Here is a 19,340-nt window from a genome sequence, read left to right as displayed (position 1 = left end):
ATGCAGCTGCATCGCTTTTTCTTACATTTTAATTTCGCGCTTGTTTTGATAGAACGTAAAGGCAAGGGCGCCTATTAAAATGGTCCCTTTAATAATATCTTGAGCATAGTAAGGAACATTTAGCATCGTTAATCCATTGAGAAGAATGCCGATCAAGACAGCCCCTACAAAAGTACCGAGTGCGTTTGGTTTACCAGCACCGAGTACAGAATAGCCAATTAATGCTGCAGCCACACCGTCCATTAGAAGTGGGGCGCCAGCAGAAACCTGGCCTGTACCAATACGAGATGCAAGTACAATGCCAGCAATACTAGCAAATAGACCGCTTAACACATAAGCGAGTGTACGGTATCGCTGCACAGCAACTCCTGAAAGCCTTGCTGCTTCGCGATTACTTCCTGTCATATAAAGCAACCGGCCAGCACGCGTATACGTAAGGAAAAGGTGAACCAATATGACACAAAAAATCATAAAAATAGCGGGGAACGGGACGCCTGCTATTTCTCCTTGTCCAATAAAGAGAAAAGAGGGTATAAACTTGCCTGGTGCCGTTGTACCGTCATCCATTGGCATATTATTGTAGATTGAAAAGCCTTTTGTGTAAGTTAATTGAATACCATTTACAATATACATGACAGCAAGTGTTGCAAGAAGGTCAGGGATTCTAATTTTGATCGTAATGAATGCGTTGATCAAACCAATGACTATTCCTAAAATGATCGGAATTAGAAGAGCAATAAGAAGCTCCTGTCTATACCAGACGAGAGAGGCAGCACTTGCAATGGTTGCTAAGCTCACCGTCGATCCAACTGAAAGGTCAAATCCTCCTACAATAAGTGTAAACGTTACCCCGAGTGCAACAAGCGTAACAATCGAGATGGACCGAAGTATATCAGCGAAATTACTATAGGTTAGAAACCGATCGTTCAAAAGGGTGAAACTTACAATAAGCGCTAATATCACGAGCAGTGTGCCGTATTTCACCAAAAAATGAACTATTTTATCTTTAAAAGGTGTGACGATAGCATTTTGTTTCTGTGTATGTGCTAATTCAGCTGCTGATTTCAATTGTTGTACCTCCTGTTGCTGCTTGCATAATGGCTGATTGATTCATGTTATCACCAGTTAAGGTGGCTGTGATTTCTCCGTCATACATGACAAGAATCTTATCCGATATTTCCAAAAGTTCATCGATTTCACTTGAAAAATAGAGAATCCCTTTTCCTTCATCAGCGAGTTGCTTTATGAGAGACAATACCTCAGTTTTAGCTTTAATGTCGATGCCTTTAGTAGGTTCATCAAATAGAAATACGTTTCGATCTGCATCTAACCATTTTCCGATCGATGCTTTTTGTTGATTTCCTCCACTCAGGTGATGAATCGGTTGCCGAGTGGAAGAAGCTTTTATACCAAGCTGATTGATTTGGTTGGACGCATAGTTTTCTTCTTTCTGACGGTTAAGTAAGCCATTTTTTGAGTGACGGCGTAATGAAGGAAGCGTCAAATTTTCGGATAACGAAAAATCCAGTAAAATCCCCGTTTTTCTTCTTTCTTCAGGTATAAGGCAAACACCAGCATCAATGGCATCACGAGGAGAGCGAAAACGATACGTGCGATTATGAAGATGAATCTTCCCTTTTTGAGGCTTTGTGGCGCCAAATAAGGCTAAGGCGGTTTCGGATTTACCCGCACCTACAAGTCCTGCAATACCAATGATTTCTCCATGATTTACTTCCAGATTGATGTTTTTTCCAGTCTCCGGAACATGTACATTCTCAGCTCGAAATAACGTGTGGTTTGATACTTGTCTTTTTCGTTCTTTCTTATTTCCAATCGCTGAACCGAGCATATTGGTAATAATCTCATCGGCTGATACCGCTTTTGTCTCAGCGGTGAGGTGAACTTTACCATCACGTAAAATCGTAAATCGATCGCTTATTTCTTCGATTTCAGGCATACGGTGAGAAATATAGATAATACCCACACCGTTCTTTTTTAACTTGTTAATCAGGTGGAATAAAAGTTGTGTTTCTTCTATGCTAAGTGGCGCAGTAGGTTCATCAAGGATTAAGTATTGAACATCCTGAGCCATTGCACGAGCGATCAAAATCAGTTGTTTTTCCGAGAGTGTGCAATCGGAAGCAAGCTTATCTGGATTCAAAGGGATCCCCAGTGTCGCTAGTAATTGCTTTGTTTTTTTGCGCTCTTTTTTAGATGAGTAAAGTTTAAAAGGAGATTGATTAACGGAATCAGCCCAAATATTTTCTGCTACGGAAAGGGCAGGAAAGAGAGCCGTATCCACTTCCTGTACAACGATGCCAATGCCAGCTTTTTTGGCATCAGAAGGAGTTCGAATGGACAAGGGTTCTCCGTTATATAAAATTGAACCGCTGTCACGTTCATAGTCCCCACAGACAATTTTCATTAGCGTACTTTTTCCTGCTCCGTTTGTGCCTAATAAGGCGTGCACTTCACCTGCATGAATCGTGAGGGAGACGTTTTTTAATACAGTTGTACTGCCAAATGATTTAGATATATTTTTAATCGTTAATTGGTTCATTTAGCGTTTGTCTCTTCAACGAGTTTTTCCATCCATGGTGATGTGGCAGCGTCAGATGAACCCCATCCCTCAACGTATTCCCCAAGCTTATCCATGGAGATCGTTTCTTCAGGTAAATCGGACTGCTTTACAAGATGAGGATCAAGTGAAAAGATGTCAGGTGTATCTTCTCCAGCGATTTTTTGATAAGCAAACCTAACTTGAACACGTCCCACTTCAGCTGGATCAGTTGCAGCTGATGATAGCCACGGGCTATTTTCTTTCTGCATCATTTGGAGGTCTTCATCACTCATATCAATGCCATAAACGTTGATCTCGTCTCTGCCTGCTTGCTCGATCGCTCGAGTCGCGCCTTTAGCAAATTCATCCCAAGGAGCAAATACAGCGTCAATGTCTCCTTTGTTTGGATATTGCTTTAGTATCGTTTCCATTTGTGTTTGGGTATCAAGAGCTGTATTAGCGCTTGCCGTTCCGAATTTAGCGATTTCCTTAATTCCTGGATAGCGCTCCTGGAATGCCTCGTAGATGACGTTTCGTCGTTCCATCGGTGCAAATCCTCCAACCCAAACGTACACAATATTGCCTTCGCCGTTAAGATCTTGAGCAAGTGTTTTCAGCGTGTCCCACGCAAGGCTATAATCATCCTGATCGATGACGGTAACGCCTGGGACATTAATATCACTATCAAAAACAACAACAGGAATCCCTTTCTCTACTGCTTTTTTCACTCCTGGTTCTAGTGCGTCTGCCCGTCCGTGATCGATTAAGATGGCATCGACATTCTGATTAATCGCTGTATCAAGATGTGTCGCCATCTTTGAAAGATCATTATCAGCATTATAAACCTGGACACTTCCTCCAAACTTTTTAACCTGATCTTCAACCCCTTTAACATATTGGGAAGAAAATGTTCCAAGAGAAGCTTGCATAATCGCAGCGATTTTTATCGGTTTTTGCACCTCTTTTGGAATGTCAGATGAAGTTTGCGATGTTTCGTCTTGCGTTTTTGAGGCAGTCTCATTTGTTTCATTATTGCTTGCTTCAGGTTCACTTACAGCATCTTGCTCACTTGTGCATGCGGCAAGAACGAAGAGAAGAAGAATGGATAAAATAAGTCCTAAACGTTTCATGAATGTACCTCCGTATTTTTAATATCTTGTAAAGTAAGATGAGCAAGGTTTTCCTCGTAGGGTGTTCGAATGATGCCGTGTTCTGTAATGATGCCTTGGATTAAGTGATGTGGCGTTACGTCAAATGCAGGATTGAAAATCTCAATATTTTCAGCCGCGACGCGCTCTCCCTGGTAGTGTGTGATTTCTTTTGAATCACGCTCCTCAATTGGAATAGCATCTCCATCAGGAATCGAATAGTCAATCGTTGAGATGGGTGCTGCAATATAAAAGGGAACATTGTAAGCCTGAGCGATATGAGCAAGGCCGAGCGTGCCGATTTTGTTAGCTGTGTCTCCGTTGGCTGCAATTCGATCCGCACCGACTATTACCGCAGCGATTTTCTTTGTTTTTAAGACGTGCGCCGCCATGCTATCGGTAATAAGCGTTACGTCGATACCGGCACGTTCAAGTTCCCATGCGGTTAGTCGAGCCCCCTGGAGAACGGGTCTCGTTTCCGTTGCAATCGCGGAAATCGTGAGGCCGTTTTGCTTCGCCAGGTGGAGCGGAGCAAGGGCAGTTCCATATTTGGCGGTTGCAATTCCGCCTGCGTTGCAGTGGGTGAGAATCGTATCTCCATCCTTCAATAGTTTAAGTCCGTGTTCTCCGATACGTTGACAGACAAGTTCATCTTCTTTATGGATAAGTAACGCTTCGTGAAGAATCGCGTCTTTCATTTTTTTGACAGTTGATAAAGGAAGAGTTACTCGAACGATGCGATCGATCGCCCATGAGAGATTTACGGCAGTTGGGCGAGAACATGAGAGGTATTCCCCTTGCTTAAGTAACTCTGCTTTAAAAGTTGAAGGGTCGGTTGTTTCTACGTGTTGACTCCAGAGAACTAGACCATACGAAGCTGCAATCCCTATCGCTGGTGCACCACGTACGACAAGGGCAGATATGCTATTCCAAACATCTTCGATCGCCGTCTGTTTGAGATATCTTTCTTGATGTGGTAATTTGCGCTGATCAAGCAGTAAAAGGTGATCTCCTTTCCACTGAAGAGATGAGATAGTCATTTAAACGCCCTCCTTAATCGTATCGATGTAATCTTCAATCGAATCGATGTTGTTTCGATTAAAAATGAGTTTTTTTCCAAGTGTTAAAGCTCTTCTTTCCACTGCTAGTTTTACTTCTGGATCAGTAATCGTCTCAATTTCTTCTACATGAGCAAGCCCAATCGTTCTTCGGATGATTTTACAACCAGCAAAACCAATACTATCCACAAAAATAGACTGAAGATAAGTATTGAGATAACCTTTGGAATAGCGGTTATCCTCTGAAAGGTAGTTGTCCCAAAGGGAGCGGAACGTAGATTCAAATACGGTCCAAACTTCAGTGATAACACCAAAGAGATAGGCTAGATATCCGTCTTTTTCTTCATCCGTTCGATGGGCTTCCTGGGAGAGAATACTAAGCGTAATATTGGCAATAAAAGCCCCAACATCAAATCCCGCTGGGCCATAGAAAGCAAATTCAGGATCGATTACTTTTGTTGAACTCTCCGTCACGAAGAGACTACCTGTATGTAAATCCCCGTGTATTAACGCTTCTCCTTTTGTTAAAAAGGAATGTTTAAGCGAAGCAACTTCAGTTAGGAAATCTTGATCTTCCCACAAAATTTCAACATCTGGTCGAAGCTCTTCCGTAAATGCGTTGCTTTCAGCATTATAGAAGGGGTCTGAAAAAACGAGGCTTTCCGTGATCCCGCATAAATCTGGATTGCTAAACCGTTTAGCAAGCTCTTTCTTTTTTGCAGAACCAAGACCGTAGTCAGAGGTGAAAAAGAGCGTGTGAGCGAGGTAAGTCCCGACATTTCTTGCGAGCTCAGGATAGACACGTCCTTCAATAAGTCCTTTGCGCAAAATCGTATGCGATGATAAATCTTCCATCACTGTTGCCGCTTTTTCTGAGTCATGCAAATAAACAATTGGGGAAAATTCTGGAACAAGCGAATGAGCTTGCTTGAGAGCCTCGCTCTCAATTCTGGAGCGATCGAGCGTAAGTGGCCAAGACTCACCAACAACCTTGGCATAAGGCAAAGCTTGTTTGACGATCCACGATTCCTCTGTTGCTTTGTTTTGAACATGGAAAACATAGTTTAAATTGCCATCCCCGATTTCCTTTACGAGAAGGGGGGAAGAGGGATCGATAAAATTGTGATGCACTAAAAAGTGAACGACGCTTTCTTGTGTAAATGGTGTATATCCTGACTTAACTTGAAAAGACATGTGTAAGTCCCCTTTCAAATATTAATGGTTGATGTACAGAAGGATTCGTAATTAAAAGACATAAAAAAAGCCTCTTTCCGAAGAAAGAGGCTTGAAGACAGATATCCTTCACACCTCTTATCTTCCAGGATGAATAACATCCTGTTGGAAGTAGCACCGTGCCATCTAAGCCATCCTGTAAAGATGTACTTAAGAATAGGTCGGTTGCTGGGCGTCATAGGGCCAAATCCCTCAGCCTGCTCTTGATAAGAGTAAGTTTATGAAGTTGTTTTTTTTTCGCTTGAAATGTATGTTACAGAGAAACAGAAGCATTTGTCAATAATATTTTGAATTTTTATTTATAAATATCTGGACGTCGATCTTCAAAGATTGGGATACGACTTCGGATCGATGGTATTTCTTCCTCATCAATCAAGCCTGTTAAGATCATTTCCTCTTCGCCTGCTTCTGCGATTATTGTTCCCCACGGATCAATGATTAAAGAATGTCCTCCAAACGCATTGTCTGGATCTTCTCCTACACGATTACAAGCAATGACGTAACATTGGTTTTCAATCGCGCGGCTTATAAGTAAGGAGCGCCAATGGTCCGTGCGCTGTTTCGGCCATTCGGCTGGAACGAACAAAACTTGTGCGCCTTCAACGGCATGAAGGCGAAGCCACTCTGGAAAGCGAATATCATAACAGATGAATCCGGCACTTGGAAGTTCTTCCAGTGTGAAGTGGCTTTTCTCATTTCCTGATACGAGGTATTTCTCTTCATTCATCAACCGAAATAGATGGGCTTTGCTATACTCATGGATAAGCTGCCCATCTCGATTGAAAACGAGCATCGTATTCGTGACGTAATCATTGTGTTGCTTTGCAATTGAGCCACCTACGATACTCACCTTATTCTTTTTGGCTAGGTTTGATAGAAATGCAATTGATTTTTTCGCATTTGTATCGCCAATTTCGTCTAGTCTCGATAAGTCATAACCAGTCGACCACAGTTCTGGTAAAACAATAATATCTGGTTTGTCATGAACAGCCTTAGTCACAAGCTCTTCCACTTTCGAGAAATTTTCTTCAGGGTTTCCAAACGCAATATCAAATTGCAACAGAGCGATTTTTTTCATTTCCTTCTCCTCCTCGCTAACAAAATAAGCTTTACATGATTGTGTATCCAAGATAACATAATTTACTAGAATTTCACGAAAATTTTAACAGGATGTGATTCTTTGAAACAGTTTCAAACTTCAGATGCACTTAAACGACTACCGGAACAATTTTTTGCGAAGCTTGCTGGAAAAGTGAACCGCTATGTAGAGGCGGGTTATGACATCATTAATCTTGGTCAGGGAAATCCTGATCAGCCAACGCCCGATCATATTATCGAGGCTTTGCAGAAGGCAGCTGAAAACCCTTCCTATCACAAATATCCACCATTTCGAGGACAGCCTTTCTTGAAGCAGGCTGCTGCTGATTTCTATCAGCGAGAATTTGGAGTGAATCTTGATCCGGAGAAGGAAGTTGCCGTTCTTTTTGGTGGAAAAGCAGGCCTTGTTGAAGTCAGTCAGTGCTTATTAAATAAAGGTGATGTGGCACTTGTTCCAGACCCAGGATATCCTGATTATTGGTCAGGTGTCGCGATGGCTGAAGCGGATATGCAAATGATGCCGTTGCTTGAGAAAAATCATTTCTTACCTGACTATGATGCGATTCCAGAGGATTCGTTAAAAAAAGCGAAAATGATGTTTTTAAATTATCCCAACAACCCAACTGCAGCTGTAGCAACGAAGCGCTTCTTTGAGGAAACAGTCAGTTTTGCAGAGGCGAATGATGTTTGTATTGTGCATGATTTCGCTTACGGTGCGATCGGGTTTGATGGAGAGCGACCGATTAGCTTTTTGGAAACAGAGGGTGCTAAAGACAATGGAATTGAAATCTATACCCTTTCCAAAACGTATAATATGGCGGGATGGCGTGTAGGATTTGCAGTTGGAAATCAATCTGTTGTTGAGAGCATCAATCTCCTTCAGGATCATTTTTATGTCAGTCTATTTAGTGCGGTACAAGAAGCCGCTGCTGAAGCATTGCTTGGATCGCAGCAGTGTGTAGAAGACCTTCGCGAAACGTATGAGTCGAGACGAAATGTTCTCATTCAAGGACTTCATGACATTGGTTGGAATGTTACTTCTCCAGCAGGATCATTTTTCGCCTGGTTGAAAGTTCCAAAATCCTTTACTTCAGAAAGCTTTGCAGATTACTTGCTTGAAAACGTCCAAATTGTTGTCGCACCCGGCAACGGGTTTGGCGAATATGGTGAGGGCTATGTACGAGTGGGGTTATTAACGTCTGAAGAGAAGCTAAGAGAAGCAGTGGAGCGAATTAAGTCTCTTAATCTCTTTTGATTCAGAAAAATGAAAAAACAGTTTGACAGAATTTCCTGTGTCTGGCATAATTCAAATCAATTACTAAAAGCGAATAATTGCATACTCTTATCCAGAGAGGTGGAGGGACGAGCCCTTTGAAGCCCGGCAACCGATTTTTAAGTTTTCTTAAAGACACGGTGCTAATTCTCGCAGCAAAAGCTGGAAGATAAGAGGAAGAGCATGGTGATCAAGACCTCTTCCTCGTGAAGGGGTCTTTTTGTGTGATGAGCGAAAATTGAAAGGTAAAGACTGAAAGGAATGAACGTGATGAGCCGTCTTATAGCTACCTATCTTGTAAATAATGATTATCAATTAGCCCAGCGTGCCGAATCAATCGCTCTCGGTTTAACCGTAGGGACATGGACGAATCTACCGTTATTAGAAAAAGAACAGTTACAAAAACATAAAGGGGAAGTCGTTCGGGTTGAGGAGAGAGAAGGTAAAGGGATTATCGTTATCTCCTATCCAGCCATTAATTTCAGTGCTGATCTACCGGCGATTTTAACAACCGTTTTCGGCAAACTTTCTCTTGATGGAGAAATTAAACTTATTGATTTAGATTTTTCAAATGAGTTGGTTCAAGCATTTCCGGGACCAGCGTATGGTATAGATGGCATCCGCAAACTTGCAAATGTGCATGATCGACCACTTGTAATGAGTATTTTTAAAGGGGTGATTGGAAAGCCATTACATGAGTTAGAACAACAAATGCAGGCACAAGCCCTAGGGAAAGTTGATTTCGTAAAGGATGATGAAATTCTTTTTGAAAATGAGTTATCGCCTCTTGAAAAGCGCGTCCCCGCTTTAAAAAAAGTACTGGATGAGACGTCAGAAGTGACAGGGAAACGCACACGATATGCCGTAAACTTAACTGGAAGAACGGATATTTTGAAAGATCGAGCAAAACGCGCGATTGAATTAGGTGCTGATACCCTTTTGTTTAATGTTTTTACATATGGTTTAGATGTCCTTCAGTCTCTCGCAGAGGATAAGGATATCCCGGTTCCAATCATGGCTCATCCTTCTTTTTCAGGGGCTATGGCCGCATCAAGCACGTATGGAATAAGTTATTCACTTTTACTTGGAAAATTGCTTCGAACCGCTGGAGCTGATTTCTCTCTTTTTCCTTCCCCTTACGGAAGTGTGGCGTTAGATCGAAACGAAGCACTCGCAACAGCCCTAGCTCTGACGAAAGAGAATCAGCTGAACAAGACATTTCCAGTTCCTTCAGCAGGCATCCATCCAGGATTGGTTCCACTTTTACTTCAGGACTTTGGAAAGGATAGTGTGATTAACGCAGGAGGAGGCGTTCATGGGCATCCAGGAGGAGCAGCTTCTGGAGGTAAAGCATTCCGAGATGCGATTGAAGCCGTTCTAACAAATCAAACTCTTGAAGAGGCATCGCTTACTAGTGAGGCACTTCACCAAGCACTTACAAAGTGGGGGAGCACAGAGGTGGTTCGATGAAAAAGCCGATTATATTTTGTGATTTTGATGGCACGATTACAAATAGTGATAATATCGTTTCCTTAATGAAACGTTTTGCTCCGAAAGAATGGGAGCAAATAAAAGATAATATTTTAGCGCAAAATCTATCCATTCGGGAAGGCGTGGGGCAGATGTTTCATTTGATTCCTTCCAGCCGAAAGAATGATTTGCTTGATTATTTATTAGAAACAACCGAGATTAGACAGGGATTTGCTGAGTTTGTTCATTATACAAAACGAGAAGGAATAAAGCTTTACGTTGTAAGCGGGGGAATTGATTTCTTTGTCTATCCGCTTCTAAATCCATTTGAAATACCGGAAGAGAATATTTTCTGCAATGGGAGCGATTTTACGAACGAAACGATCACGATTACTTGGCCGTATTCTTGTGATGATGATTGTACAAACGATTGCGGATGCTGCAAGCCAGGCATCTTAAAACAGTTTGATGGAGATAGCTACCGAAAAATTGTGATCGGTGACTCTATAACGGATCTAGAGGCAGCTAAACAGGCAGACCAAGTCTTTGCAAGAGATTACTTAGCAAAGAAGTGTAAAGAACTGTCCATTCCTGCAGTTCCGTTTGAGTCGTTCCATGATATCGTTCAAAAATTGACGGAAGAAAAGGAGGAGTATGATGAGTCTCGTACAGAAACGTTGGAACGAACTCGCTGATATCAAAGATGAATTGGCTGCTCGTGATTGGTTTCCAGGAACAAGCGGCAATCTCTCGATCAAAGTAAGTGAGGACCCGCTACAGTTTCTTGTCACCGCAAGTGGTAAAGATAAAAGAAAACGAACGGAAGAAGATTTCATATTGGTCGACCGTGATGGGCAAGCAATCGAAAAAACTTCTTTAAAACCATCTGCTGAAACAATTGTTCATCAGGCGATCTATCAAAAAACAAATGCAGGATGTTGTTTGCACGTCCACACAGTAGATAACAATGTGATTTCTGAACTTTTTAGCACAGAAGGGGAGGTTACTTTTCAGAGTGTTGAATTAATAAAAGCGTTTGGACTCTGGGGACAAAATGATCGAATAACCGTTCCAATCATTGATAACACCAGTGACCTTTCTTTACTAGCTCAGGATGTTGTTCATGTTATCACAAAAGAAACGAAAGCTGTATTAATGAAAAATCATGGTATTACGGTATGGGGACGCGATGGTTTTGAAGCGAAAAAGTATCTCGAAGCCTTTGAGTTTTTATTTAGTTATCATCTTAAATTAAGAAACTTTCAATCAGTAGTAAGCTAAACGAGGGAGGAAGAAAAAAATGGCGGTAATTAAAGTGAGGCATACAGGTGAAGTAATTGAGGGAAAGGATGCTGTAAGTGCATTTCTACAACAAGAGGGTGTTCTTTATGAACAGTGGCAGGTAGAAAAACTCCCTGAACCATTAAGAGGTAATTGCACTATAACGGAAGAACAAAAAAATGAAATTTTAACTGTATTCAATGAAGAAATTCGTTCTCTAGCTGAACGCAATGGATACGGAAACTGGGATGTGGTGGCTCTTTCTGAAGAAACGCCAGACCTAGATGCCATTCTGAAGAAATTCGAACAAGTGCACGTCCATACGGAGGATGAAGTAAGAGCAATTACCGCTGGGCATGGGATTTTTGTGATTAAAGGAAGCGTCGGATATTTTGATGTTGAATTAGATCCAGGCGATGTGATTTCTGTTCCGGTGGATACACCGCACTTCTTTACATTAATGGATGATCGTCAAGTTGTAGCTGTTCGTCTATTTATTGACCCATCAGGCTGGGTTGCCCACCCTTATGAAGAGAAACAAAGTGTAAACTAAAAGAAAGCGGCAGTGTGTGTTCGTCGGCCGCTTTTCTATATCTATATTTAAGTGCAAATCGCAATCAAATCTTCTAGATCTGGCCAACCAAAAGCCGATTCTAGAAGTTTTTTTCCTGCAATTTCAGTCTCTTTCTCAGCAACTTTAAATGGATGAAAGCTTTGATAAAAGTGAGCGGCTGGATTTCCGTTCAGAACCCACACAAGCATCGATTGGTATGATTCGTTCCTGAGCTCTTTTGCAACAGAACATAATAGCTTTTTTCCTGCTCCTTTTCGCTGCGCTTCTTCAAGAAGATAAATTGAATACAGCTCTCCATCATAGTGATAAGATGTGGATCTATTTTTCCCACCGTTTGCAAACCCGATAATTTCTCCTTGATCGATGGCTACAAAAATAGTGCTGCCAGCTTGAATAAACTTTTTCCAACGGGCTTCCCGTATTTGAATATCAAGTGCATTAAGATAATCTTCAGGAATGAGCTGCTGATAGGTCGATTTCCAGCTGTTTACATGAACAGTTGCAATTGCTAGAGCATCATCTACTGTCGCATTTCTAATTTTCATGTGAGCTCTCCTCATTACCTATGATTTCTTACCCTACTCACTTCTAGAAAAAGGGAACGAATCCTGCTAGTCGAATAAATGAAGTAGCCATACATAATGGAAGGAATGAATGCTTTGAAAAAAAATGAAGGTGAAAATAGAAGGTCTCGACGTCTGTATTTATGGATGGGGGAGTCAGCGAACCCTACAATTTTCCTACTTCATGGTTTGACGAACAATGCGCTTGGGTTTAACGAGATCGCCAATCGTTTGCAAGATCATTTTCATTTGTTTGCAATTGATTTACCTGGCCACGGTGAGACTCAGCCTTTTAATGAAGGAAAAAAATTATTCCTTTCAATGTCTAACCGAATGGCTCGAAAAGGTACGTTTTGAACTAAGCAATCAGCTAGTTTATTTGATTGGGCACTCTTGGGGAGCGGCTCTAGCTCTCCACTTTAGTAGTCGGTTTTCTGAAATGGTGAATGGCATTGTGATGATTGATGGAGGTTATCTCCTTTTTGAAGGTGATCCTTCTATAACGTTAGAGGGATTCCTGAAGCAAATGTCACAGTGGATAACAGTTAGTTATTATTCAACGATAGAAGAGTATGAGAAAAAGGAGAAAGAGGAAATTGGTAGGTGGAGCCATGCATTGGAGCAAATGGTTCACAGGGATATGAAGGAAGTGGGCGGCGTAGCAATGAAGGTAAGCGAAAATACGGTAAGAGCGATTGGAAAATCACTCTATCTTGAGTCTTGCCGCGACGTTTTCCACCAGGTACATGTACCAACCTTTCTTATAAGAGCAACCCTTCCTGAGGATGGAGAAACGACAAGACGTCAGGCAGCAGCTAGAATGCAGGAGGAGCTGGGAACTCATTGTAAGGTAAGTGCTATTCCGGAAACAGGACATGTCCTACACTGGCAAAGACCTGAAGAAACGATAAAAAAGGTTAAACAGTTGTTAGAAGAAAAGGGTAACGAAGAGATCTATACACAAGCCCCTGAATAAAAGGGGTTAGGTGGTATAGATCTTTGGGAAATTTAATGTAACGATCGTTCCTTTGCCTTCGTTACTTTCAATCGTAAAAGTGCCTTTATGTTTTTTGACAATCCTCTTGCAAATTGTAAGTCCAAGTCCTGTACCGTTCTTTTTCGTAGTGAAAAAAGGTGAGCCAAGTTTTTCAAGTTCTTCATCAGCGATGCCACTACCATTATCAATTATTTGAATCTGTATGTGTTCCTTTCGTTCCATAGCTTTGATCATAATTTCTCCTTCTTCACCAATTGCGTCCATTGCATTTTTAAGCAGGTTAATAAAAACCTGTTTTAGTTGGTTACTTTCACTATAAATAGGAGAGAGAGAAGAAGCATATTCCTTTTGTAAAATAATGCTTTTCATGTTAGCTTGACCGCTTAGTAATTCAATAACTTCATCTAATATAAGATCAACACGGTTGTTTTGAAAATTGGTTTTTGTTGGTTTTGCTAGAATTAGAAATTCATCAATGATTTGCTCAATCCGATGAAATTCTGAATCCATCACTTGTACGTAGCGATCAATGTCCTCATCCGTATTTCTGAATTGAATTAATTTCAAAAAACCTTTCAATGAAGTAAGTGGATTTCGTAACTCATGTGCAATTCCTGCCGCAAGTTGACCAACAATGGATAGCTTTTCAGATTGAGCAAGGTGTTCTTCATTCATTCGTTTTTCTGTAATATCTTTTGCTACCCCGATCAATCTTCCAACTGTACCTTCTTCTATAAGGGGGACAAGTGTAATATCAAATAATTTGTAACCCTGCTTCGGAAAAGAGTACCCTTCCTCAAAGTGAATCGTTTTCTTTCGAATGATCGCTTCTTGAAATCTTTTAATGGCTTGAATCCCCTGATCAACACCGAGAAAATCTTCTATTCTTCGGCCGGATATGGCTTCTTTGGAAGTTTCATAATGGGATAGATAAGCTTCATTTACTGCTTCAATTTCATAGTGATGCACATCAATGACCCGAATTTGGAAGATCAGGTCTGAAATATGATGAAAGATGATATCTAAATTTACATCTTTTAGCTCGCTTCCTTTTTCCATAGAAATCCCCCATAATCAGCTTTTTGACATCGCATTATTAATTGGATATTTCTACAAGATATGCGAATTCCCTTCTAATTATGATCGATAGGCGTAAATGATTGACGTTTTTTAGCGATTAAATAGAGAGATTGATTCCTGAATCTTTGTTGGAAAGGCTTCTATCTATTGGAAGAAGATTGCAATTCAAATGGGCATGCTATAGAGTTAGAAGAAGTATTTTTGATGCAATCATTCATCTGATCTTGTGAAAGGAAGGGTTTCTAAAGAACATGACTAAAAGGGATAGCGTCTTTTTTCTAAGTTTGTTTTTATTCTTTTTTCATGGTGCAAATACAATCATTATTAGCTATATGCCAGTTTATTTCCAACATAGCGGTATGTCGGAAAGTAAAATAGGATCGATTCTTGCGATTGGACCATTAGCGGCAATTCTAGCTCAACCCTTTTGGGGATACCTAAGTGATAAATTTGGTACGATAAAAAAGGTTTTGCTTGTGACGCTGGTTGGAGTAGCTGTTGTTAGTGTTTTTCTTTTAACGAACAGTCATTACGTGTTTATTTTAATCTCGGCAGCGATTTTTTATGTGTTTATGTCTCCTACCGGAGCACTGGGGGATAGTCTTGCTGTTAAAACCGCTGCTAGCGTGAATAAAAACTTTGGAAGTATTCGAACATGGGGATCGATTGGTTTTGCTGTATCAACGCTAATCGTTGGTCAGTTTTTCTCTTTCTTTGGGATTAGTACAATTCTAATTCCATTCATGTTTATGATTGTGATCGCCTTTCTTACAGCGGTGAGAGTATCGGATGTAAAAACGCGTAACAAACCAGTAACAGTGTTTGATGCGATGAGGATTGGGAAGAATACTAAGTTTCTATTGTTTTTAGCAACAATCCTGTTTTTGACGATTCCCCATCGCGCCAATGATAGTTTCATTGGAATATATCTTACAGAACTTGGTGGTAATGAATCTCAAATTGGGCTTGCCTGGTTTGTTGCTGTATCTAGTGAAGCTGTTATATTCGCTACCAGTCAATATTGGTTCAGAAGATTTAATGAAATTGTCTTTATTATGATTGCAGGTGTCATCTATGCGGTTAGGTGGTTTGGGTTAGCGTACATAGGAGGGCCGGTTGCCGTTATCCTTCTTCAAGTTTTTCACGGTGTAACGTTTGGGGTTTTTTACGTTGCTGCGTTTCAATATGTGACAAAGTTAGTACCCGAGCACTTGCAAGCCACAGGACATCTCCTATTTATCTCTGTTTTCTTTGGACTATCAGGAATTCTAGGTTCATTGTTCGGAGGACTGATCTTTGAAAGATCTTCTGGAGCAACTTTGTATGCTGTGATGGGAGGTTTAACCCTAGTTGGGTGTGTTGCGTTATTCTTCTATCGCATCATAGAAAATAGAAAAACGAAAACAGATGACAGTTACGCTTAGGACAGATGAAATTCTGTCCTTTTTTCATTATCCAATTATTTCATACCCGAATTATGCTGAAATAAACCAGATAGGATATTGGTGATGGTTGTCACAGACCGGTGATAGAAACCTGATTACAATGAAGGTGTGATAAAAATAAAGTTGTGGAGCGTGAGGAGTATGTTTGTTCATTTTTTGAGAGAGAACAAGGGAGCTTCTGGCATTCTTTTTCTTATTCGATTGTTTCTAGGCTATCAATGGATCACGGCTGGATGGACAAAAATAACGAGTGGATTTGACGCAAATGGTTTTTTGCAGGGAGCGGTTGCGAGTGCGAGTGGAGAACATCCGGCAGTTCAAAGTTGGTGGGCTACTTTTTTAGAAGGGGTAGCCATTCCCAATGTCGATTTCTTTAATGTCTTAATACCATGGGGAGAGTTTCTAGTTGGACTTGGTTTAATACTTGGTACTTTCACAACTTTTGCGACATTCATGGGCCTCGTGATGAACTTCGCTTTTCTCTTTAGTGGTACAACTAGTACGAATCCAATGATGGTTATTCTCGGAATGCTCTTATTAATTGCCGGTTATAATGCCGCTAAAATTGGGATTGATCGATGGCTTATCCCAATTGTTAAGAAAAGCATTCATATGCGACAGGCGAAGCCAGCACTTCATCACTAACAAAGAGGTTCCGTGAAAACGGGGCCTTTTTTGTTTTGATAATTTGTAAGGTTCGTGCAAGCGAAACATTACAGTTAAATAAAAAAAGAGGAGGAACTGTAATAAAAAGTAAAGAGGCAGATGGGGAGGAACAGCGAACTTGGTTTAGTGATGATTAATATGGGAGGCTAGACCATGTTTGGTATATTTAAAGAAAATGAAGAACGCTATTTGAGTTGGCACAGCGCTAATCAAAATGGGTATGTTTTTAATCACTTCAAAGGAAAAGATGCGGATTATAATAAGATTCATTTAGCTACTTGTAGGACACTCTGGCGAGAAAAAGATGAGGGGGCAAGAACGAAAGTGGAAAAGATTTGTTCTAATAACCTTGATGAGCTTCTTAAGATAACAGAAGAGATGAGGCAGACAAAAGGTTATTCCTATTGCAAAATCTGTATGCCCCAATACATAGTGAAAGGTGAAAAGGTAGCCAAATATTCTTGGCGTTAAGTTATAAGGAAATTAGTATGATAACGTTACTTCTAGTAGTAGGAGAGGATACAAATGCATCAAGATCAAATTTTAGTAAAAGGAAAAACCGTAGATAACAAAACACGATGCGAACATTATCACAGTGAACGAGATATTGTTGCGATTAAATTTTATTGTTGTGACACTTACTATCCGTGTTTCTTGTGTCATCAAGAAACTGCTGATCATGACGTAACAGTATGGCCAAAGGAAAATTATGATAAAAAAGCTGTTTTATGTGGAAACTGTCGTTTTGAATTAACAATTCAGGAGTACTTAACAGCACATTCTCTGTGTCCATACTGCCATGCTTCCTATAATGATGGTTGCAAACTTCATTACCATCTTTATTTTGACGAAAATAAAATCGTGAAATAATCGCTTTACTTCGGATGAAGATGCAGGTATTATTATTTCAATCTTTAATTGAAATTCTTTTACGAGGCATTAAACTAACTCTAACGATAATAGACTGCTTGAGACACAGAAGTTCTGTGTTTTTTCTTTTGTCGTCTCCCGTTCACGTATTGTTCTTGTGTATTTAGGCAGAAGTCTTCGGTTGATTCGTTTAGTTTAATGGCACCATTAAGAAAGAAGGAAAATAATCATGAAGAAGCTGAAAGAACTATTTCTTCATCCCCCAAGAGCTTTACTGCTTCTATTTCTCATTGTAAGTACGATTGGAACTGTTTTATTGAAATTACCACAGGCAACAACTACGCCTGTCAGCTGGTTAGATGCCTGGTTTACAGCAATATCAGCTATCACAGTTACAGGGCTCGTCGTGGTAGACACGGGTTCTGTTTATACCGTTTTTGGTCAGGTTGTTATTATGCTATTAATTCAAGTTGGTGGACTTGGTATTATGTCATTTGCTGTTGTTATCTTTCTTCTAATTGGAAAGAAAATCGGGATTTCACAACGTCTTCTAATCACACAAGCGTTAAATCAAAAAGGAATGGGCGGGATTATTAAGCTTGTAAGAAGTCTCTTTATTTTTTCAATAGTAATTGAAATCATTGGAGCCATTCTACTATCAGCAAGATGGATACCGGAATATGGAATAGGGACCGGCATTTATGTAGCCATCTTTCACGCCATTTCAGCTTACAATAACGCTGGATTTTCCGTTTGGTCTGATAGTCTTTCTTCTTATGTAGGAGATCCGGTCATCAACCTTGTGATCGTAATGCTTTTTATTTTAGGAGGAATCGGCTTCACGGTGTTGATTGATCTAAAGAATAAGAAGCATTTTAGAGAGTGGACGCTTCACACAAAGTTAATGGTGATAGGAAGTCTCTTTATTAATGCACTTGCTTTTCTCGTCATTATTACTCTTGAGTGGAATAACGCTTCTACTCTAGGTCAGTTAAATGGAGCTGGGAAGGGATGGGCGGCCTTTTTTCAAGCGTTAACTCCACGAACAGCAGGCTTTAATACGATTGATATCGGTAGTATGGAAGAAGCTTCCCTCTTCTTTACAATATGTCTCATGTTTATTGGTGCAGGAAGTGCTTCTACTGGCGGCGGCATTAAGCTGACGACGTTTATCGCTATGCTTCTTTCTGTTAACACCTTCTTAAAAGGGAAGAATGAGGTAACGATCTTTCATAAGACGCTAGCCTTTTCGGTCATTATCAAAGCACTTGCTATTACGGTTATCTCGACAGGGGTTGTTCTAGTAGGGGTTTTCATTCTTGAACTTACACAAGACTCCCCTTTTCTAGCGAATTTGTTTGAAGTTGTATCGGCGTTTGGTACCGTAGGACTATCTATGGGGATAACTGGTAGTCTAGATGGTATTGGGAAGCTCACGATTATTGTGATCATGATGGTAGGGAAACTAGGCCCCCTCACACTAGCCTTTATCTTTGCTTCTAAGAAAACACCAAAAATCAGATATCCTGAAGAAGAAGTACTGACAGGTTAAAAGGGTTTCTGATTAACTTTTTATGAATGGGCATCAGAAGGTAAAGACAATAGAGATAGCGAAAAGACCGGTTTACATAAATAGGTAAACTGGTCTTTTAAAAAGATAAGAAATTAATTCTCGAAAACTGTTGACGACATTATATCCACATGGTAAGATATTTCTTGTCACTTCGAAACACTAGCAACAACTTACATACGAAAATGTTTTTAAAAAAAGACATTGACTAAATGAGAGATTGCTGGTAAGATAGAAGTTGTCACTCGGGAGAAACAAACCGAGATTAATAGAATTAAATCGATCTTTGAAAACTGAACGAAACGCCATGTAAGTAGTTGTTTCTACGGAAGCAAATTGTTTTAAAAGCTAGATTAAGCTTTCTATCGGAGAGTTTGATCCTGGCTCAGGACGAACGCTGGCGGCGTGCCTAATACATGCAAGTCGAGCGAAGAGATGGGAGCTTGCTCCCTGA

At 40.4% G+C, this 19,340-nt stretch carries 20 protein-coding genes, 1 rRNA gene and 2 riboswitches; of the genes, 13 read left to right on the top strand and 8 right to left on the bottom strand.

What is annotated here, in order from left to right; genetic code table 11:
- Window positions 1–21: 21 nt before the first annotated feature.
- The 6 genes from LCL91_RS18260 to LCL91_RS18235 all read right to left on the bottom strand — a co-directional run bounded on the left by LCL91_RS18260 (window position 22) and on the right by LCL91_RS18235 (window position 7,077).
- Window positions 22–987, bottom strand: coding sequence for an ABC transporter permease (locus LCL91_RS18260; protein WP_255640079.1), 966 nt, complete (start codon window positions 985–987; stop codon window positions 22–24).
- Window positions 988–1,051: 64 nt separating this feature from the next.
- Window positions 1,052–2,560 (bottom strand): sugar ABC transporter ATP-binding protein, encoded by a 1,509-nt coding sequence (locus LCL91_RS18255; RefSeq protein WP_224884447.1) that lies wholly within the window; start codon window positions 2,558–2,560, stop codon window positions 1,052–1,054.
- Window positions 2,557–3,690 (bottom strand): sugar ABC transporter substrate-binding protein, encoded by a 1,134-nt coding sequence (locus tag LCL91_RS18250; protein WP_224884445.1) that lies wholly within the window; start codon window positions 3,688–3,690, stop codon window positions 2,557–2,559. Before LCL91_RS18250 ends, LCL91_RS18255 begins: the two co-directional genes overlap by 4 nt.
- Window positions 3,687–4,748, bottom strand: coding sequence for an S-methyl-5-thioribose-1-phosphate isomerase (mtnA, locus tag LCL91_RS18245; protein ID WP_224884443.1), 1,062 nt, complete (start codon window positions 4,746–4,748; stop codon window positions 3,687–3,689). The genes LCL91_RS18250 and mtnA overlap by 4 nt, the downstream gene beginning before the upstream one ends.
- Window positions 4,749–5,960 (bottom strand): S-methyl-5-thioribose kinase, encoded by a 1,212-nt coding sequence (mtnK, locus tag LCL91_RS18240; protein WP_224884441.1) that lies wholly within the window; start codon window positions 5,958–5,960, stop codon window positions 4,749–4,751.
- A 114-nt stretch (window positions 5,961–6,074) separates the two neighbouring features.
- Window positions 6,075–6,212: riboswitch (SAM riboswitch) on the bottom strand.
- An 82-nt stretch (window positions 6,213–6,294) separates the two neighbouring features.
- On the bottom strand, window positions 6,295–7,077 hold the full coding sequence (locus LCL91_RS18235; protein WP_224884439.1) for a carbon-nitrogen family hydrolase: 783 nt from the start codon (window positions 7,075–7,077) through the stop codon (window positions 6,295–6,297).
- A gap of 102 nt (window positions 7,078–7,179) precedes the next feature.
- Here LCL91_RS18235 and LCL91_RS18230 point away from each other — a divergent pair, with 102 nt between their 5' ends.
- The 5 genes from LCL91_RS18230 to LCL91_RS18210 all read left to right on the top strand — a co-directional run bounded on the left by LCL91_RS18230 (window position 7,180) and on the right by LCL91_RS18210 (window position 11,674).
- A complete protein-coding gene (locus tag LCL91_RS18230) occupies window positions 7,180–8,352 on the top strand; it encodes a pyridoxal phosphate-dependent aminotransferase (protein WP_224884436.1) in 1,173 nt (390 codons plus the stop codon).
- A gap of 84 nt (window positions 8,353–8,436) precedes the next feature.
- A riboswitch (SAM riboswitch) is annotated at window positions 8,437–8,546 on the top strand.
- A gap of 94 nt (window positions 8,547–8,640) precedes the next feature.
- A complete protein-coding gene (locus LCL91_RS18225) occupies window positions 8,641–9,840 on the top strand; it encodes a 2,3-diketo-5-methylthiopentyl-1-phosphate enolase (RefSeq protein WP_224884434.1) in 1,200 nt (399 codons plus the stop codon).
- Window positions 9,837–10,535 (top strand): 2-hydroxy-3-keto-5-methylthiopentenyl-1-phosphate phosphatase, encoded by a 699-nt coding sequence (locus LCL91_RS18220; protein WP_224884432.1) that lies wholly within the window; start codon window positions 9,837–9,839, stop codon window positions 10,533–10,535. The genes LCL91_RS18225 and LCL91_RS18220 overlap by 4 nt, the downstream gene beginning before the upstream one ends.
- Window positions 10,498–11,121, top strand: a complete 624-nt coding sequence (locus tag LCL91_RS18215) for a methylthioribulose 1-phosphate dehydratase (RefSeq protein WP_224884430.1) — start codon at window positions 10,498–10,500, stop codon at window positions 11,119–11,121. Before LCL91_RS18220 ends, LCL91_RS18215 begins: the two co-directional genes overlap by 38 nt.
- A 19-nt stretch (window positions 11,122–11,140) precedes the next feature.
- Entirely contained in the window at window positions 11,141–11,674 is a 534-nt protein-coding gene (locus LCL91_RS18210; protein ID WP_224884428.1) for an acireductone dioxygenase, read from the top strand.
- Window positions 11,675–11,721: 47 nt separating this feature from the next.
- Here the strand turns inward: LCL91_RS18210 and LCL91_RS18205 are convergent, their stop codons facing one another.
- A complete protein-coding gene (locus LCL91_RS18205) occupies window positions 11,722–12,240 on the bottom strand; it encodes a GNAT family N-acetyltransferase (protein WP_224884427.1) in 519 nt (172 codons plus the stop codon).
- 114 nt (window positions 12,241–12,354) lie between these two features.
- On the opposite strand from LCL91_RS18205, the gene LCL91_RS18200 reads away from it, so the two are divergent.
- A complete protein-coding gene (locus LCL91_RS18200; protein WP_224884426.1) occupies window positions 12,355–12,615 on the top strand; it encodes an alpha/beta fold hydrolase in 261 nt (86 codons plus the stop codon).
- Entirely contained in the window at window positions 12,554–13,234 is a 681-nt protein-coding gene (locus tag LCL91_RS18195) for an alpha/beta fold hydrolase (RefSeq protein WP_224884425.1), read from the top strand. Before LCL91_RS18200 ends, LCL91_RS18195 begins: the two co-directional genes overlap by 62 nt.
- Before the next feature lie 6 nt (window positions 13,235–13,240).
- Here the strand turns inward: LCL91_RS18195 and LCL91_RS18190 are convergent, their stop codons facing one another.
- Entirely contained in the window at window positions 13,241–14,314 is a 1,074-nt protein-coding gene (locus tag LCL91_RS18190; RefSeq protein WP_224884424.1) for an ATP-binding protein, read from the bottom strand.
- A gap of 272 nt (window positions 14,315–14,586) precedes the next feature.
- Between LCL91_RS18190 and LCL91_RS18185 the strand changes: the two genes are divergently transcribed.
- The 6 genes from LCL91_RS18185 to LCL91_RS18160 all read left to right on the top strand — a co-directional run.
- Entirely contained in the window at window positions 14,587–15,759 is a 1,173-nt protein-coding gene (locus LCL91_RS18185) for an MFS transporter (RefSeq protein WP_224884422.1), read from the top strand.
- A 162-nt stretch (window positions 15,760–15,921) separates the two neighbouring features.
- A complete protein-coding gene (locus LCL91_RS18180) occupies window positions 15,922–16,425 on the top strand; it encodes a DoxX family protein (protein WP_224884420.1) in 504 nt (167 codons plus the stop codon).
- Between the two features lie 174 nt (window positions 16,426–16,599).
- Entirely contained in the window at window positions 16,600–16,917 is a 318-nt protein-coding gene (locus tag LCL91_RS18175) for a hypothetical protein (RefSeq protein ID WP_224884418.1), read from the top strand.
- A gap of 54 nt (window positions 16,918–16,971) precedes the next feature.
- The gene (locus LCL91_RS18170; protein WP_224884416.1) at window positions 16,972–17,316 is read left to right on the top strand and encodes a CHY zinc finger protein; all 345 of its coding nucleotides are present in this window, start codon (window positions 16,972–16,974) and stop codon (window positions 17,314–17,316) included.
- A 229-nt stretch (window positions 17,317–17,545) separates the two neighbouring features.
- Window positions 17,546–18,868, top strand: a complete 1,323-nt coding sequence (locus tag LCL91_RS18165; protein WP_224884414.1) for a TrkH family potassium uptake protein — start codon at window positions 17,546–17,548, stop codon at window positions 18,866–18,868.
- 380 nt (window positions 18,869–19,248) lie between these two features.
- A 16S ribosomal RNA gene (locus LCL91_RS18160) occupies window positions 19,249–19,340 on the top strand; the annotation flags it as partial.

The organism is Guptibacillus hwajinpoensis (assembly GCF_020171785.1).
In the GTDB taxonomy this organism is placed as follows: Bacteria; Bacillota; Bacilli; order Bacillales; family Guptibacillaceae; genus Guptibacillus; species Guptibacillus sedimenti.
The sequence above is the reverse complement of the archived record's forward strand: the minus strand, read 5'-3'. Positions and strand labels throughout refer to the sequence as shown.